Source organism: Pseudomonas sp. 9AZ (assembly GCF_902506525.1).
GTDB lineage: Bacteria > Pseudomonadota > Gammaproteobacteria > Pseudomonadales > Pseudomonadaceae > Aquipseudomonas > Aquipseudomonas peli.
Genome location: NZ_LR733840.1, coordinates 258,957 through 275,118 on the forward strand (window position 1 = coordinate 258,957; position 16,162 = coordinate 275,118).

At 58.5% G+C, this 16,162-nt stretch carries 14 protein-coding genes; 4 read left to right on the plus strand and 10 right to left on the minus strand.

All coding sequences use genetic code 11. From position 1 onward, the window contains the following. Positions 1 to 73: 73 nt before the first annotated feature. The 6 genes from ALTER154_RS01350 to fadB all read right to left on the minus strand — a co-directional run bounded on the left by ALTER154_RS01350 (position 74) and on the right by fadB (position 7,472). Positions 74 to 307 (minus strand): hypothetical protein, encoded by a 234-nt coding sequence (locus tag ALTER154_RS01350; RefSeq protein ID WP_160084938.1) that lies wholly within the window; start codon positions 305 to 307, stop codon positions 74 to 76. Between the two features lie 78 nt (positions 308 to 385). Next, entirely contained in the window at positions 386 to 904 is a 519-nt protein-coding gene (locus ALTER154_RS01355; RefSeq protein WP_160084939.1) for a DUF6586 family protein, read from the minus strand. An 82-nt stretch (positions 905 to 986) separates the two neighbouring features. Next, positions 987 to 3,596, minus strand: a complete 2,610-nt coding sequence (gene topA / locus ALTER154_RS01360) for a type I DNA topoisomerase (protein ID WP_160084940.1) — start codon at positions 3,594 to 3,596, stop codon at positions 987 to 989. Positions 3,597 to 3,721: 125 nt separating this feature from the next. Further along, on the minus strand, positions 3,722 to 3,958 hold the full coding sequence (locus tag ALTER154_RS01365; protein WP_090387350.1) for a DUF1653 domain-containing protein: 237 nt from the start codon (positions 3,956 to 3,958) through the stop codon (positions 3,722 to 3,724). Positions 3,959 to 4,118: 160 nt separating this feature from the next. Next, on the minus strand, positions 4,119 to 5,294 hold the full coding sequence (gene fadA, locus ALTER154_RS01370; protein ID WP_090248066.1) for an acetyl-CoA C-acyltransferase FadA: 1,176 nt from the start codon (positions 5,292 to 5,294) through the stop codon (positions 4,119 to 4,121). 30 nt (positions 5,295 to 5,324) lie between these two features. Further along, on the minus strand, positions 5,325 to 7,472 hold the full coding sequence (gene fadB, locus ALTER154_RS01375; RefSeq protein WP_160084941.1) for a fatty acid oxidation complex subunit alpha FadB: 2,148 nt from the start codon (positions 7,470 to 7,472) through the stop codon (positions 5,325 to 5,327). Between the two features lie 481 nt (positions 7,473 to 7,953). Here fadB and ALTER154_RS01380 point away from each other — a divergent pair, with 481 nt between their 5' ends. Further along, positions 7,954 to 8,772, plus strand: a complete 819-nt coding sequence (locus ALTER154_RS01380) for a hypothetical protein (RefSeq protein ID WP_160084942.1) — start codon at positions 7,954 to 7,956, stop codon at positions 8,770 to 8,772. Between the two features lie 83 nt (positions 8,773 to 8,855). Here ALTER154_RS01380 and ALTER154_RS01385 read toward each other — a convergent pair whose 3' ends face one another. Further along, complete coding sequence (locus tag ALTER154_RS01385) at positions 8,856 to 9,293, minus strand: hypothetical protein (RefSeq protein ID WP_160084943.1); 438 nt, start codon at positions 9,291 to 9,293, stop codon at positions 8,856 to 8,858. An 87-nt stretch (positions 9,294 to 9,380) separates the two neighbouring features. Here ALTER154_RS01385 and ALTER154_RS01390 point away from each other — a divergent pair, with 87 nt between their 5' ends. Further along, positions 9,381 to 9,821 (plus strand): universal stress protein, encoded by a 441-nt coding sequence (locus ALTER154_RS01390; RefSeq protein WP_090248071.1) that lies wholly within the window; start codon positions 9,381 to 9,383, stop codon positions 9,819 to 9,821. A gap of 30 nt (positions 9,822 to 9,851) precedes the next feature. Here ALTER154_RS01390 and ALTER154_RS01395 read toward each other — a convergent pair whose 3' ends face one another. Next, positions 9,852 to 10,538 carry a hypothetical protein gene (locus tag ALTER154_RS01395; protein ID WP_160084944.1) on the minus strand — a complete coding sequence of 229 codons (687 nt, stop codon included), beginning with the start codon at positions 10,536 to 10,538 and terminating at the stop codon, positions 9,852 to 9,854. A 58-nt stretch (positions 10,539 to 10,596) separates the two neighbouring features. Continuing rightward, entirely contained in the window at positions 10,597 to 12,510 is a 1,914-nt protein-coding gene (locus ALTER154_RS01400; RefSeq protein WP_160084945.1) for an ATP-binding cassette domain-containing protein, read from the minus strand. A gap of 369 nt (positions 12,511 to 12,879) precedes the next feature. On the opposite strand from ALTER154_RS01400, the gene ALTER154_RS01405 reads away from it, so the two are divergent. Next, a complete protein-coding gene (locus ALTER154_RS01405; protein ID WP_160084946.1) occupies positions 12,880 to 14,805 on the plus strand; it encodes a transglycosylase SLT domain-containing protein in 1,926 nt (641 codons plus the stop codon). A gap of 48 nt (positions 14,806 to 14,853) precedes the next feature. On the opposite strand, the gene ALTER154_RS01410 is transcribed toward ALTER154_RS01405, so the two are convergent. Then, entirely contained in the window at positions 14,854 to 15,660 is an 807-nt protein-coding gene (locus tag ALTER154_RS01410) for an MOSC domain-containing protein (protein ID WP_160084947.1), read from the minus strand. Between ALTER154_RS01410 and ALTER154_RS01415 the strand changes: the two genes are divergently transcribed. After that, the gene (locus ALTER154_RS01415) at positions 15,659 to 16,138 is read left to right on the plus strand and encodes a DUF1499 domain-containing protein (protein ID WP_160084948.1); all 480 of its coding nucleotides are present in this window, start codon (positions 15,659 to 15,661) and stop codon (positions 16,136 to 16,138) included. The two genes, ALTER154_RS01410 and ALTER154_RS01415, sit on opposite strands and share 2 nt — an antisense overlap. Positions 16,139 to 16,162 lie beyond the last annotated feature (24 nt).

Here is a 16,162-nt window from a genome sequence, read left to right on the forward strand (position 1 = left end):
CTTAGCCGAAAAGAGGTCTAGGCAACAAAACGCTGGCAGATCGTTGTAATTTCAGCCACCAAGAGAACTGCAATCAATGCAGAACCCGTGGCCCTTCTTCATGCTGAAAGTTATTTTCAGCTAATCGCCCCGCCATCTGCACACCAACATTGAGCATGGCCTTAGCCACTTCGACGTGCTGCCCCTGCAGGAAGGCTTTGGCATCGGCAGAAAAAACCAGCACCACCAGTGACTCTTCATCCTCTGCACGACGCAGGGCAATACGCCCGTCGGGCAATTCAACAATTTCCAGGAATGATGTAGGCATTGGATTAGCTCTCCACAATAGGCCGACAGTGTAACAGCCGACTCGGGCTCGCCCTAGTCCGCCGGTCCAATCAGCGCCTTACCACTCGCTCAAGGTTTCTCGAAACCGCTGCGCCAGAGCCTTCAGCTGCTGACGCCACGTCTCCAGCGTTTCCTGCGTCAACGGCATAACTTCTTCATCTAGGCTGACCGCGGTGATCAACGGTATAGCGGGATCGACCTTAGACTTCTTGCCAGCCTGCGGCGGCTGAAACAGCTCGACATAAGCCTTGAGCAGCTGAGCAACCCAGCTGTCGGCGGACTGTGCCAGCTCGACCAGCTCACCCAGCTCCTGGCTAGGCGCCGCCTGCAACACGTCCTCGGTGAGAAAGCGTTCGGCCCGCGGCGCGGCGCTGTCCGGCAAGCGGTAGTAACCGGCAATCTCATGGCACAAGCCCAACAGAGCACCGTAGAGATGAAACAAAGCGGCCTCACGCTCAGCCTGGATCAAAGCCAAGGCATTCATGCTCTGGCTTTGTTCAGCCTTACGCCAGGACTCCAGCGCCAGGCCGGCGTAGAAGATTTTTTGATTGGTGCGGGTATAGAGTTCATTGGCCATTGCGGCGCCCTCCATAACGGATTAGATAAGCATACGCGCGCCGGCCAGCGGCAAGCGCGCGTCGTGCTAAATCAGCTGTTGATCAGCTCTTGTCTTCGACTTTCCACTTGCCGCCGTCATAGAACGCACGCCAGCCCGTCGGTTTGCCGTCGACTTCGGTCTGCACGTACTGCTCTTTGGTCTTGCGGCTGTAGCGGATAACCGCCGCACGACCTTGCGGGTCTTTCTTCGGTGCATCGCAAAGGAAGTGGTACTTGGGATCGACCTCATCACGGTGCGGGATCAACTCGAGCACCAAGGGCGCGCGGGTTTCACGATTTTTCGGGAACTGGCTGGCAGCCAGGAACAGACCCGAAGCACCATCACGCAGGATGTAGGTATCGTTGACCTTCTCGCACTTGAGCTCCGGCATCTTCACCGGGTCCATTTTCGGCGGCGCCGCTTCACCGCTTTTCAGCAGTTTGCGGGTGTTCTTGCATTCGCTGTTGGTGCAACCGAAGAACTTGCCGAAACGGCCGGTCTTGAGCTGCATCTGGCTGCCGCACTTGTCGCAGTCCAGGCTCGGGCCTTCATAGCCCTTGATGCGGTACTGGCCCTGCTCTACTTCATAACCGCTGCAATCAGGGTTATTACCGCAGATATGCAGCTTGCGGGTTTCATCGAGCAGGTAGGCGTCCATCGCGGTCGAGCAGATCGGGCAGCGATGCTTGCCGAGCAGCACGCGCGACTCAGACTCACCCTCGTCATCCGCAGCAATTTCGTCACCCGGCACCAGGTTGACGGTGGCCTTGCAGCGCTCTTTCGGCGGCAGTGCATAACCGGAACAACCGAGGAATACCCCGGTTGATGCGGTACGAATGGTCATCGGTCGGCCGCAATCGCGGCAAGCGATATCGGTCAGCGTAGGCTGGTTGGCACGCATGCCGCCCTCGCCGGCCTCAGCCACTTCAAGCTTCTTCTTGAAGTCACCATAGAACTCGTCAAGCACGTGCTTCCACTCGCGCTCGCCCTGGGCCACATCGTCCAGGTGCTCTTCCATGCCAGCGGTGAAGCCGTAGTCCATCAGGTTGGAGAAACTTTCGGCCAGACGCTCGGTGACGATGTCGCCCATCTTCTCCGAGTAGAAACGACGGTTGTGCAGCGCCACATAGCCGCGATCCTGAATGGTGCCGATAATCGCCGCATAGGTCGACGGACGACCGATACCGCGTTTCTCCATTTCCTTGACCAGGCTAGCTTCCGAGTAACGTGCAGGCGGCTTGGTGAAATGCTGGCTGGGGTCGAGCTTGACCAGCTTGAGCACTTCGCCCTGATTCATTTCCGGCAATACATCGTCATCGCCCGGCTTGCTTAGCTGCGGCAATACGCGGGTGTAACCGTCGAACTTGAGAATACGGCCCTTGGCACGCAGCTCGAACTGCGCTGCCGTCACGGTAACTGTGGTCGACAGGTATTCAGCAGGCGGCATCTGGCAGGCAACGAATTGGCGCCAAATCAGCTCATACAGGCGCTCGGCGTCACGTTCCATGCCCGACAATTGAGTCGGCTTGAGATTGACGTCGGAAGGACGGATCGCCTCGTGCGCTTCCTGCGCGCCTTCTTTGCTGCTGTAAGCGATCGGGTTGGCGGGCAGGTACTTCTTGCCGAACTCGCCTTCGATAAAGCCGCGCACCATGCTCACGGCGTCAGCCGAGAGGTTGGTCGAGTCGGTACGCATGTAGGTGATGTAACCGGCCTCGTACAGACGCTGGGCCATCATCATGGTCTTCTTCACCCCAAAGCCCAGGCGGTTACTCGCGGCCTGCTGCAGGGTGGAAGTGATAAACGGCGCCGAAGGCTTGCTGCTGGTCGGCTTATCTTCACGCTTGCTGATGCTGTAACTGGAGGCTTTCAGCGTGGCCAGGGCCGCCATTGCCTGGGCCTCGTTCAGCGGCTTGAACGCAGCGCCATTCTCACGGGCCACTTCAAAGCGCACATTGGCGCCTTTGGCGGTGCCCAGGTCGGCGTGCACTTCCCAGTATTCTTCCGGAACAAACGCGCGGATCTCTTTTTCACGCTCGACCACCAGCTTCACGGCTACCGACTGCACACGACCAGCAGACAGGCCACGGGCGATCTTGGCCCACAGCAGCGGCGAAACCATGTAACCCACTACACGGTCGAGGAAGCGCCGCGCTTGCTGGGCATTGACCCGGTTGATATCCAGCTCGCCAGGCTTGGAAAACGCTTCCTGGATGGCCTTCTTGGTGATTTCGTTGAACACCACGCGTTTGTAGCGGCTGTCGTCACCACCGATGGATTCGCGCAGGTGCCAGGCAATGGCTTCCCCCTCGCGGTCCAAGTCGGTTGCGAGATAGATGGTGTCAGCATCCTTGGCCAAACGGCGCAGCTCTTCGACCACCTTCTCTTTGCCTGGAAGAATCTCGTACTTGGCTTTCCAGCCATGTTCGGGATCAACCCCCATGCGCGCGAACAATTGGCGCTTGGCTTTCTCCTTGGGCGACAGCGCCGGCACTTCACCTGCAGCGGCCTTGCCACGCTTGACCGGCTCTTTGGCGGTACTCGCCGAACCACTGGTGGGTAGGTCACGGATGTGGCCGATGCTCGACTTCACCACGTACTCGTTGCCCAAGTACTTGTTGATGGTCTTGGCCTTGGCCGGGGATTCCACGATGACCAGCGATTTGCCCATGGATTGGAAAATTCCTGAAATTCGGTAAATAAATGCGGGAGGCGCTGTACTGCCTGCTAGCGCGGCACCGCTATATATAGTGGTGGTCCGGCCGAGGTCAAGCGCAGCAATGGCCCGATGTCAGCTCAAGGCCGAGTAAACAGTGCGGTTTCAGCCTGAATCAAAGCAAAGCGTGGAACCGTCTCGCCGTCCACCTCAACGCTTTCACAGAACATCTCCAGCGGCCTCACCCACAGGCCGAACTCGCCGTACAGCGCCTGATAGACCACCATCGCCTGCTCTGTTTCGGAATGTTGGGCTACACCAAACACACGGTACTCAGGGCCTTTGTAGTGACGGTAGAGGCCGGGCTGTAGTTGCATGAGGGCATGTCCTTGAAGATTTTCCGCTGAGAAAAAATCCGGGAGAAACTTTTCACATCGCAGAGCGATGGCCGGAGGGAGACCGTCAGTGACGGTCGGCATAAAAACAAAAACCGGGGCACCTGGCCCCGGTTTTTCCATCTCTTACACCCAGTGAAGCTTAGAGGCGTTCGAAGACGGTGGTGATGCCTTGGCCGAGACCTACGCACATGGTGGACACACCGAAGGTGCCGCCATTCTGCTTCATCACGTTCAGCAGGGTACCGGAGATACGCGCACCGGAACAACCGAACGGGTGACCCAGGGCGATCGCGCCGCCATGCAGGTTGACCTTCTCTTCCATCTTGTCGAGCACTTTCAGGTCCTTCAGCACAGGCAGGGCCTGGGCAGCGAAGGCTTCGTTGAGCTCAAAGAAGTCGATGTCATTGATGGTCAGGCCAGCACGCTTGAGGGCTTTCTGAGTCGACGGTACTGGACCGTAACCCATGATCGCCGGATCAACACCGGCCACGGCCATGGCGCGAACCACTGCCATTGGCTGAATGCCGAGGTCTTGGGCACGCTGGGCGCTCATGACGATCATGCAGGAAGCGCCGTCAGTGATCTGCGAGGACGTACCTGCAGTCACGGTGCCGCCTTTCGGGTTGAACGCAGGCTTCAGCGCAGCCAGGCTTGCCAGAGTGGTTTCCGGACGAATGGTTTCGTCGTAGTCGAATACCTTCAGGAAACCGTTCTCGTCGTAGCCTTGCATCGGGATGATTTCATCCTTGAACTTGCCTTCGACGGTAGCTTTATGGGCCAGACGGTGCGAACGCTCACCGAATGCGTCCTGCTGCTCACGGCTGATGCCATGCATCTTGCCGAGCATTTCAGCGGTCAGACCCATCATGCCCGAGGCCTTGGCTGCGTAGAGCGACAAGTGCGGGTTTGGATCGACGCCGTGCATCATGCCAACGTGGCCCATGTGCTCCACACCGCCGATGACGAACACGTCACCGTTACCGGTCTGGATAGCCTGCACAGCAGTGTGCAGAGCGCTCATGGACGAACCGCACAGGCGGCTTACAGTCTGGCCAGCAGCTGTGTGCGGGATCTGGGTCATCAGCGACGCCATGCGCGCAATGTTCCAGCCCTGCTCCAGGGTCTGGTTAACGCAGCCCCAGATCACGTCTTCCACTTCAGCTGGATCCAGCTTGGTGTTACGTGCCAGCACGCCGCTGATCAGGTTGGCCGACATGGTTTCGGCACGGGTGTTGCGATGCATGCCGCCCTTGGAACGACCCATCGGGGTACGGCCGAAGTCGACGATGACTGCATCTCTAGGATTCAGGCTCATAAATTCACTCTCGCTCTAGTCTGTCCGCGATTAACCGAAAAACTTCTGGCCGTTAGCGGCCATTTCGCGAAGCTTGGCAGTCGGGGTGTACAGCGCGCCCAGCTCGGCGTATTTGTCGGCCAGGGCAACGAACTCGGCTACACCGACGGTATCGATGTAACGCAGTGCACCACCGCGGAACGGAGGGAAGCCGATGCCGTAGATCAGACCCATATCGGCCTCAGCTGCGGTATCAACGATGCCGTCTTCCAGGCAACGCACGGTTTCCATGCACAGAGGAATCATCATGAAGTTGATGATGTCTTCATCAGTCACTTCACGCTGCTCGGTCACGATGGACTTCAGCAGGTCGTAGGCAACCGGATCAGAAACCTTCTTCGGCTTGCCGCGCTTATCCATTTCGTAGGCGTAGAAACCTTTGCCGTTCTTCTGGCCCAGGCGATCTGCTTCATACATCACGTCAACCGCAGTACGACCTTCAACAGCCATGCGATCCGGGAAGCCTTCAGCCATTACGTCACGGCCGTGGTGACCAGTGTCGATACCGACTACGTCGGACAGGTACGCCGGGCCCATTGGCCAGCCGAACTTCTCCATGACTTTGTCGATACGCACGAAGTCCACGCCGAATGCCAGCAGCTTGGAGAAGCCACCGAAGTACGGGAACAGCACGCGATTAACCAGGAAGCCTGGGCAGTCGTTGACCACAACAGGGGTCTTGCCCATTTTCTTGGCGTAAGCAACTGTGGTCGCCACGGCTACGTCGCTGGACTTCTCGCCACGAATCACTTCAACCAGCGGCATCATGTGCACAGGGTTGAAGAAGTGCATGCCGACGAAGTTTTCTGGACGCTTGAGGGCCTTGGCCAGCAAGTTGATGGAAATGGTCGAGGTGTTCGACGCGAGGATGGCGTCTTCTTTAACCACACCTTCCACTTCAGCCAGCACGATCTGCTTGACCTTCGGGTTTTCAACCACGGCTTCGACAACGATGTCGACAGCGCCGAAGTCGCCGTAGGACATTGTCGGGCGAATAGCGGTGAGGGCTTCAGCCATCTTCGCCGGGGTCATACGACCTTTGGCAACGCGACCGCCAAGCAGCTTGGAAGCCTCGGCCAGACCCATCTGGATACCCTCTTCACGGATATCCTTCATCAGGATCGGGGTGCCCTTGGAAGCGGACTGGTAGGCGATACCGCCACCCATGATGCCGGCGCCGAGTACGGCAGCCAGTTTCACGTCTTTGGCGATTTCGTCGTACTGCTTGGCTTTCTTCTTCAGGTCCTGATCGTTCAGGAACAGGCCGATCAGGCTGGCAGCAACCGGGGTTTTAGCCAGTTTGACGAAGCCAGCAGCTTCCACTTCCAGCGCTTTGTCGCGACCGAAGTTGGCAGCTTTCTGAATGGTTTTGATCGCTTCAACCGGCGCCGGATAGTTCGGGCCAGCCTGACCTGCAACGAAACCTTTGGCGGTTTCAAAGCACATCATCTGCTCAATCGCGTTGAGCTTGAGCTTTTCCAGCTTCGGCTGACGCTTGGCCTTGTAGTCCAGCTCGCCAGAGATGGCGCGCTTGATCAGGTCCAGGGCAGCGGCTTGCAGCTTGTCAGCGGCAACCACAGCATCCACCGCACCCATTTTCAGGGCGTCAGCAGCTTTGTTTTCTTTACCACCGGCAATCCACTCAACGGCGTTATCGGTACCGATAACGCGTGGCAGACGCACGGTGCCGCCGAAGCCTGGGTAAATACCCAGTTTGACTTCCGGCAGGCCAACTTTGGCGCTTTCGGCCATGACGCGGTAATCCGCCGCCAGGCACATCTCAAAACCACCGCCCAGGGCGATGCCATTGATCGCTACCACGGTTGGAACATTGAGGTCTTCAAAATCACTGAAGATCTTGTTGGCTTCGAGGTTGCCAGCCACCAGCTCTTCATCCGGCAACTTGAAGTTGTCGACGAACTCGGTGATGTCGGCGCCGACGATAAATACGTCTTTGCCACTGGTGACAATCACGCCCTTGATCGAACCATCGGCCTTGATCGCATCAACAGATTGACGCAGTTCATTGAGGGTAAGACGGTTGAATTTGTTGACGGATTCACCCTTGAGGTCGAAATTCAATTCGACGATGCCACTCTCAAGAGCCTTAACCGTGATGGCTTTACCTTCGTAAATCATCAACTGATCTCCACGGTATGGAAGCTGAACAGTACACATCGGAGCCAACCAGCAAGCTACTCCACGGCATAGCCGTCTCAGAGTAGCCCCAATCAGCCTGGCACACCCACCGACGCGATAATCGGGCTGTAAAGGCGGTGCCTTTGAAGGCAAACGCTCAATTCATACGCCCGTTTGATTTGGGTGTGCACACCTTCAAGGAAAAGCCCCTACTTGTCAATTGGCCTGTAGTGACTGCTTGGGCGTACAAAAAATTACGTTCCAGCATCTGCCGACGCACAGATTACTCTGCAGCGAAAACGCCGCTATCCGCAGCGATATGCCGGCAGTTCTTCGGCTATGCGAACAGAAGTGTGATCCAGCGCAAACCTAGCAAAATGATTTAGCTGCAGGTACAGTCGTCTCAATACGGCCGTTTTAGACCGCCCGTAGCCAAAACAAAAACAATTAGAGCCCAATCAAGGGCGCACGGAGTTTCCCCATGTCGAGCCGCATGCTTGCCATTGCTTTGAGCACCCTGCTCGCAATCACCCTCCCCCTTTTCAGCGCCGCAACCCATGCTGCAGATGCCGCCACCAGCTTGCTGAAATTGCACCAGATACGCCTGGCTGCGCAAAAATCGCTTGGTGACTTTTACATGTTTAACGGCATGGAAGGCGATCAACGCTACGCACGCATGATCAACGACTCGCTGAGCGAAGTGAACAACCATATGACGGCGCTGGCCGACATGCCCGGTGAAGGCTCAAAAGCCCTGCGCTCGCAGCTCGACCAGCAGTGGAAGGGTTACCAAATTGATCTCGACAACCTGATCAACGCACTGAAAAGCCAAGGCTATACCGACCTGCAGCCGGTGGCTGACCTGGCGGGTCGCAACCAGCAATTGATGGCTCTCAGCCAAGAGCTGTATACCAAGATCCAGCAGGAAGGCAGCTACAGCGTGCCGACACTGACCCAACGCAGCCGCGAGCAAAGCATTCTGATGCAGGGCATTGCAGTGGATTACGCCTCACGCAGCGCCTCCGTGGGCGCTACCTTTATGGGCGGCGGCGATGCACGACCGATTGAGGAGCTGGTCAGTGAGTTCGCCAGCAAGATGGCGGCACTGGAGAAGGACCCAAAGAACACACCGCAGCTCAAGCAATCCTGGGAAAGTGTGGCCACCAAATGGCGCTATATTGAAAAGTCGCTGATCAACTACAACGAGAACAGCGTGCCATTTCTGGTTAACAAGTACTCCAACACCATCATTCAAGGCATTGAGCAGATTTCCGGCCAGTACGCGGCCGCCAACCTCTAATTACGACCGCCGCCATACGCATTCGTTTTACCGGCCTGCCTGGCCGTACTCCGGCCCAGTGTTCGCACTGGGCCTTCTTTTATTCAGGCTTTGGCCTGGAGAAACGCGACAATTGCTTCCAGCGCCTCGCCAGCACCCCGCTCTCCCCAGCAGACCGACAGCATCTGATCGGTCGCCTCAACCTTGAACGCATCCACCGGCAAGGTATGCAATTGCGCCAGCAGGGCTTGATCGGCACAAGGTTCGCGCCATTTATTCACCCACTGCCCCGGCTCCATCTGCCAGTAGCACCAACTATCAACTTGGCCGCGCTTGCGCGCCCGGTGGTATTGCGGGCAGGCGTGCGGTGGCTGACGCAACAGCCAATGCGGCCATTCCTGGCGCGACAACTGCATTGCCACGCCCATACGCCGCGCCTGCAGACGCACATCCATCTGCCCACGCTGATGGCGCGAGGGAACCAGCCAGGCCAGCGGGCTGAGCAAAAAAGCCAGGAGCAAAAGCAAAAACCAGGGACTCATATCGTTATCTCACCGGCAAAAGCCTGTCATCAGCGCTCAGGACGGCCATACTAAAAGCATTGATCCACTTGCAAGGAGAGTTACCCCATGCCCTACCAGCACATTCTGGTCGCCGTCGACCTGACCGAGGAATGCGACCCGGTGATGCACCGCGCGCTGAAACTGGCCGCCAGCAGCGGGGCCGCATTGTCTGTGGTGCATATTGTCGAACCCATGGCCATGGCCTTTGGTGGCGATGTACCAATGGACCTATCGATGCTGCAACAGCAACAGTTCGACCAGGCCCGCGAGCGCCTGGACAAATTTTCCGGCAAGTACCCCGACCTGAGCGCCGAGCATCGCCATCTGGCCTACGGCCAACCGCGCCAGGAAATTCATCGCCTGGCGGAAGAACAGCAATGCGACCTGATCGTTGTCGGCAGCCACGGCCGTCATGGTCTGGCGTTGCTACTGGGCTCGACGGCCAATGACGTACTGCATGGCGCACCCTGCGATGTACTGGCCGTACGCCTGAAAAAAGCCGAATAAAGCGAGCGATGGGTGAATAACGCGGCTGCGTTATTCACCGCTATCGGGTGAGCTCATGACCAATGGGCGAATCTTCTGCAGCTGGGTTTCCAGCGAATAGGTCATGCTCGAGGCCATGGAGAAGAAGGTGAGGAACGCCTTGAGGTTGGAATCACCCTCGCAGGTGGCATGAATACGCTGCCAAAACGCCTGATTCACCAGCTGCAACTGCTGGAACATCCGCACCAGCCCCTTCAACTCCCAATCCGCAGCACGCCCTTCACGCAGGTTGAAATACTGCTGCGTCAGGTACAACGACACCGTGCGCAAAATGAACTCTTGGCTATTGGCAAACGGCAGATGGTGTTGCGCCAGGGGCTTGAGCTTACCCAGCACTGGGCAGGCACTGGTGGCCATGATCACCCCGAGCAGAGCACGCAAGCCCTCTTCCAAACCCACCAGCTTGTTGTACTCGCGTTCGGGCGTGCGCACCCACACCGCTACTTTCTTGAACGCCGGCAGCCCTTGGAAATCCTCGATAACCCGATGCAGGTCAACAGCAGCAGGACAGTGACTGAAGTTATCCTTACTCAAGGGGCAGTTACTGCACTGCTGATATTCCAGGCGTGTCCAGGCTGGTGCGCTTTGCGCAACCTCTACCTCATAGACTCGGTTCAGCTCAATCCTGTAGCTGAACTGATGATTGTCGTCGAGAGTGATGCGGTACTCGATGGCCATGACTGTCTCCGCCAGAAGTCTCAAAATCCTGTTTGAGCACGTTTCCTAATACCGTGGGTTAGCCTTCCAGCTCAGCCCAACGCTCGACCAATTGCTCCAGTTCCAGCTGCACGGCCTGCAGCTTCGCCAACACTTCGGCGGTTTTTTCTGCCGGTTGCTGATAGAAGCTCGGCGAGCCGATCTGCTCCTGCAAGCTGGCAACCTGGCCTTCCAGCAGATCAATCTGCCCTGGGATGGCTTCGAGCTCGCGCTGCAGCTTATAGCTGAGTTTTTTCTTGCTCACCTCGGCCACAACAGGCTCCGCTGCAACGGGTGCAGGGACCACTGCTGAGGCTAGTTCAGGCTTACCGGCTTTGCTCTCACCGACGCCAAGCAAACGCGGCGAACCGCCCTGCCGCAGCCAGTCCTGATAGCCACCCACGTATTCGCGCACCAGCCCTTCACCCTCAAACACCAGGGTGCTGGTTACCACGTTGTCGAGGAATGCCCGGTCGTGACTGACCATCAGCACGGTGCCTGGGAAGGTCAGCAGCACTTCCTCAAGCAACTCCAGGGTTTCCACATCGAGGTCGTTGGTCGGTTCGTCCAGCACCAGCAAGTTGGCCGGTTTGCTGAACAGCTTGGCGAGCAAGAGACGTGCCCGCTCACCACCGGACAACGCTTTGACCGGCGTGCGCGCACGCTGCGGGCTGAACAAGAAGTCGCCCAGGTAGCTCAGTACATGGCGGTTCTGCCCGTCGATCTCGATAAAGTCGCGGCCTTCGGCGACGTTGTCGATCACGGTCTTTTCCAAATCGAGCTGGTGACGCAATTGGTCAAAATAAGCCACATCGATACGCGTGCCTTCGGCCACTTCACCGCTGGTGGGCTGCAAACCGCCGAGCATCAGTTTGAGCAAGGTGGTTTTGCCGGTGCCGTTGGCGCCAAGCAGCCCAATGCGGTCGCCGCGCTGCAGCACCATGGAGAAGTCCTTGATCAGGAACGGCCCACCTGGATGCGCAAAACTGACGTTTTCCAGCACCATCACCTGCTTGCCGGATTTCTCGGCGGTTTCCAGCTGGATATTGGCCTTGCCGGTGCGCTCACGGCGCTCGCTGCGCTCTACGCGCAGTGCTTTGAGGGCGCGTACACGGCCTTCGTTACGGGTGCGGCGGGCCTTGATGCCTTGGCGAATCCACACCTCTTCCTGAGCCAGGCGCTTGTCGAACAGCGCGTTGGCCGTCTCTTCAGCGGCCAATGCGGCTTCCTTGTGCACCAGAAAGCTCGCGTAGTCGCCGTTCCAATCGATCAGGCCGCCACGGTCCAATTCGAGGATGCGTGTGGCCAGGTTCTGCAGGAAAGAACGGTCGTGGGTGATAAACAGGACTGCACCCTGGAAATCCGCCAAGGCTTCTTCCAGCCAGGCAATCGCGCCGATATCCAGGTGGTTGGTTGGCTCATCGAGCAGCAGCAGATCGGGCTCGGAAACCAACGCTTGAGCCAGCAGGACGCGGCGACGCCAGCCGCCAGAGAGCTCGGCCAGTGTCTTGTCAGCCGGCAGCTGCAAGCGGCTCAAGGTGCTGTCGACCAGTTGCTGCAAGCGCCAGCCGTCACGGGCTTCGAGGTCTTGCTGGACATGCATCAACTTGTCCAGATCGGCTTCGGTGACACAGTTCTGCGCCAGGTGGTGGTACTGCGCAAGTAACTCGCCCACGCCGTCCAGACCCTGAGCGACCACATCAAATACGGTGCGATCGTCAGCCACCGGCAATTCCTGCGGTAACTCACCAATTTTCAGCCCGGGTGCACGCCAAACAGCGCCGTCATCTGCCTTCTGGTCGCCCTTGACCAGCTTCATCATGCTCGACTTGCCGGTGCCGTTGCGGCCGATGATGCACACCCGCTCGCCACGGGCGATCTGCCAAGACACCTTGTCCAAGAGCGGCATTGCGCCGTAAGCCAGGGAAATATCGGTGAACTTGAGCAGGGTCATGGCACGCCTCAACAAAAAACGACGGGTGAAAGCCGGTTTAACCGCAACCGAGCAACGGGCTTCGTTGCATCCAGGGCACAGCGGCAACCTGAAACACCCAAAAAATCATCTATGGCTGCCGGAAGCACCCACAAAACAGGGCGCGCATTCTAACCGAGAAGCGCATCGACCAAGCAGGCAATTTCAACGGTGCACGCAGTAAATTCCGCTGCGATTCCTGGCGCACCTGGCGCCAAGCCCTCTAGCACGCTTACCCAGGCTAAAACAGCGGTGAGCGCGATCAATTACGCGTTGAAACGCATTGCACCTTCACCGCCCATAGGCAAACGACTAAGCTAGGGCCATACGCACTATTTGCCTGGAAGTGTCATGCGCGGTCCCCTGTTCAGCTTGCTGTCCTGCCTGTTGGTTTCCACCTTGAGCGTCTCTGCAGCGCAGGCCGCTACCCTGACGCAACAACGTCAATATTACGATCAAGCCAAAGCTGCACTGGCCAAAGGCGACAAAGGTCCTTATCAGCGCTATGCCAGTGCTCTACATGATTACCCGCTGGAGCCTTACCTGGCGTATGACGAGCTGACCGCCCGGCTGAAGTGGGCCAGCAATGACGAAATCGAGAAATTCCTCGCCGAGCATGGCGACCTGCCGCAAATCAGCTGGATGAAGCTGCGCTGGCTGCGCTGGCTGGCTGAACGTGGCGAGTGGCAAACCTTTATTAATTACTACGACCCGAAGCTGAATTTCACTGAGCTTGACTGCCTGTATGGCCAGTACCAGCTGAGCCACGGCATGCGCGCCGAAGGCAACGCCACCGCCGAGAAACTCTGGCTGGTGGGCAAATCACAGCCCAATGCCTGTGACCCGCTGTTCGCAATGTGGGCCGCAGAAGGCCAACTCACCGAACAGAAACGTTGGCAGCGCGCCAAGCTGGCGGCCGAAGCGCGTTACTATGGCCTGGTTACACACCTGATCAAGACGATGCCAACCTTGGGCAACCAGGGCCAGCGCCTGCTAGAAGTGGCGCAGAAACCTGAGCTACTGAAGCAGACTGCACGCTTTACCCAAGCCGACCCAGCCATGGCCGATGTAGTTGGCCTCGGCCTGCGCCGCCTGGCCCGCCAGGATCCGGAAAGCGCACTTAAGCTGCTCGATGGCTACGCCCAACGGATGAAGTTCTCCAGCGACGAGCAGGTGGCTATTGCCCGCGAAATCGGCCTGACCCTGGCCAAGCGCTTCGACTCCCGCGCTCTACAGGTCATGGCCAAGTACGACCCCGAGTTGCGGGACAACACCGTCAGCGAATGGCGCGCCCGCCTGCTGCTGCGCCTGGGCCGTTGGGATGAGGCTAACCAGCTGACGCGCCGGATGCCTGCGGAACTGGGTAATACCAACCGCTGGCGTTACTGGCAGGCGCGCAGCCTGCAACTGGCGCAGCCCAACAGCCAGGAACCGAAAGCGCTGTACCAGGCACTGGCCAAGGAACGTGACTTCTACGGCTTTATGGCCGCCGACCAGGTGCAGGCGCCCTATCAACTGAATAACAAGCCACTGACCCTGAGCCCACAGACCATCCAGAAGGTGCGTAATTCGGCAGCGATTCGCCGTGCTCTAGAGTTCCACGCCCGTGGTCAGGTCGCCGATGGCCGGCGCGAGTGGTACAACGTCAGCCGCTTGTTCAGCCGCGATGAGATGGTTGCCCAGGCGCGTCTGGCCTATGAGATGGGCTGGTACTTCCCGGCTATCCGCACCATCAGCCAGGCACAGTATTGGGACGATTTGGACGTACGCTTCCCCATGGCGCACCGCGAACACTTGGTGCGTGAAGCGAAAAACCGCGACATCCATTCCAGCTGGGTATTTGCCGTCACCCGCCAGGAAAGCGCCTTTATGGCCGATGCCAAATCCCACGTCGGCGCCATGGGTTTGATGCAGCTGATGCCAGCCACTGCCAAGGAAACCGCCAAACGTTTTGGCATTCCGCTGTCATCGCCACAGCTGGCTTACCGTCCGGAAGTCAATATCCAACTGGGTGCGGCCTATTTGAGCCAGATCTACGGCCAGTTCAACGGTAACCGCGTGCTCGCCTCTGCGGCCTATAACGCCGGCCCAGGGCGCGTGCGCCAGTGGCTGCGCGGCGCGGATCATCTGTCGTATGACGTGTGGATCGAGAACATCCCGTTTGATGAAACCCGCCAGTACGTACAGAACGTGCTGTCCTACTCGGTGATTTACGGCGAGAAGCTCAACGCGCCGCAGCCACTGGTGGCCTGGCACGAGCGTTACTTCGACCAGTAACAGCTTAATAGGCACGCTCAACTGCAACGGTTGAGCGTGCAGCGCTGTTTACTCCAATACCTGCACCGGCATATCCAGACGCAGCTGCCCTTCGCCACAGGCGATCAGGTTCTGCCCGAAATACACCTCGCCTTCACGCTCACGGTAGGTTTTCAGGGTAGCCAGCGGTTCGCGATCGGCGCTGCGCTCGCCCGTCTGCGGGTCGAGGGTGGTCATGATGCAGCGCGAGCAGCCCTTGACCACCCGAAACTCCAGCTCACCAATACGAATGCGCTTCCAGCCGTCTTCGGCATAGGGCTCACTGCCACTGACCACCAGGTTCGGGCGAAAACGCAGCATCGGCAACGGTCGACCGATGCGCGCCGAGAGGTCATCCAACGACGCCTGACCGATCAGCAGCAAAGGAAAGCCATCGGCAAACGCCACCTTGTCGCCGACCTCGGCATAGGCCGTATCGACCTGCCGCGCCCGCGCCTCCGATACCTGAACCAGACGGCAGGCACGGCCAAGCAATTGGCTAAGCCAATGCGCCGCCTGATCACCGGCGTCCGGCACCTGCAAACTGTCGCGCCAGATGGTCACGCCACGCAGCGGGGCCTGCTCATCCGGCACTGCTACCTGCAGATCAGCCATGCCCGGCGCACTCAGTTGCAGGTGCGTGCTACCCAGCCAGCGCGCCTGCAACTGAGTCATCTGCGCAAGCAAGCGTTGCGTAAGGAAGCGCCCGGATTCAGCATCGACTACCATCCAGCGGCGATCACCCTGCACGCCCAAAGCGTCCAGCATCGTTTCGCGCAGGGCTTCGCCCGCCGCCGACTTCAGTGGATAACGGTACAACCCGGAGAGATGCAACATGAGTCCAGCTTCCGTTTGGCAAAACGCACTTATACGAGCAACCCGACGTACCTACAAGCCCGCTTTGGCCCTGCCGCTACTGGTATTGCTAAGCGCTTGCAGCGGTACTGCGCCGGATAACCTGGGCATCCATGATGGACAACTGAGCGCCTGTCCAGACTCACCGAACTGCGTAAACAGCCAGGCCAACGATGCGCGACACGCCATTGAACCGCTGCCACTGCAAGGTACCGCTGAAGAAACCCAGGCACGCCTTAAGGCGTTACTCAGTGCAGAGCCACGCGTGAGCGTGGTGGAGGAGGCTCCGGGGTATTTGCGCGCCGAATTCAGCAGCAAGCTGATGCGCTTTGTCGATGATGTGGAATTTATGATCGGAGCGGCCGGAGTGGATGTGCGCTCGGCATCGCGCCTGGGCTACGCGGATTTCGACGTTAACCGCGAGCGCATTGAACACCTGCGCCAGCGGCTAAGCGAATAAACAGAAGGTGCATGCCAGCCTGAC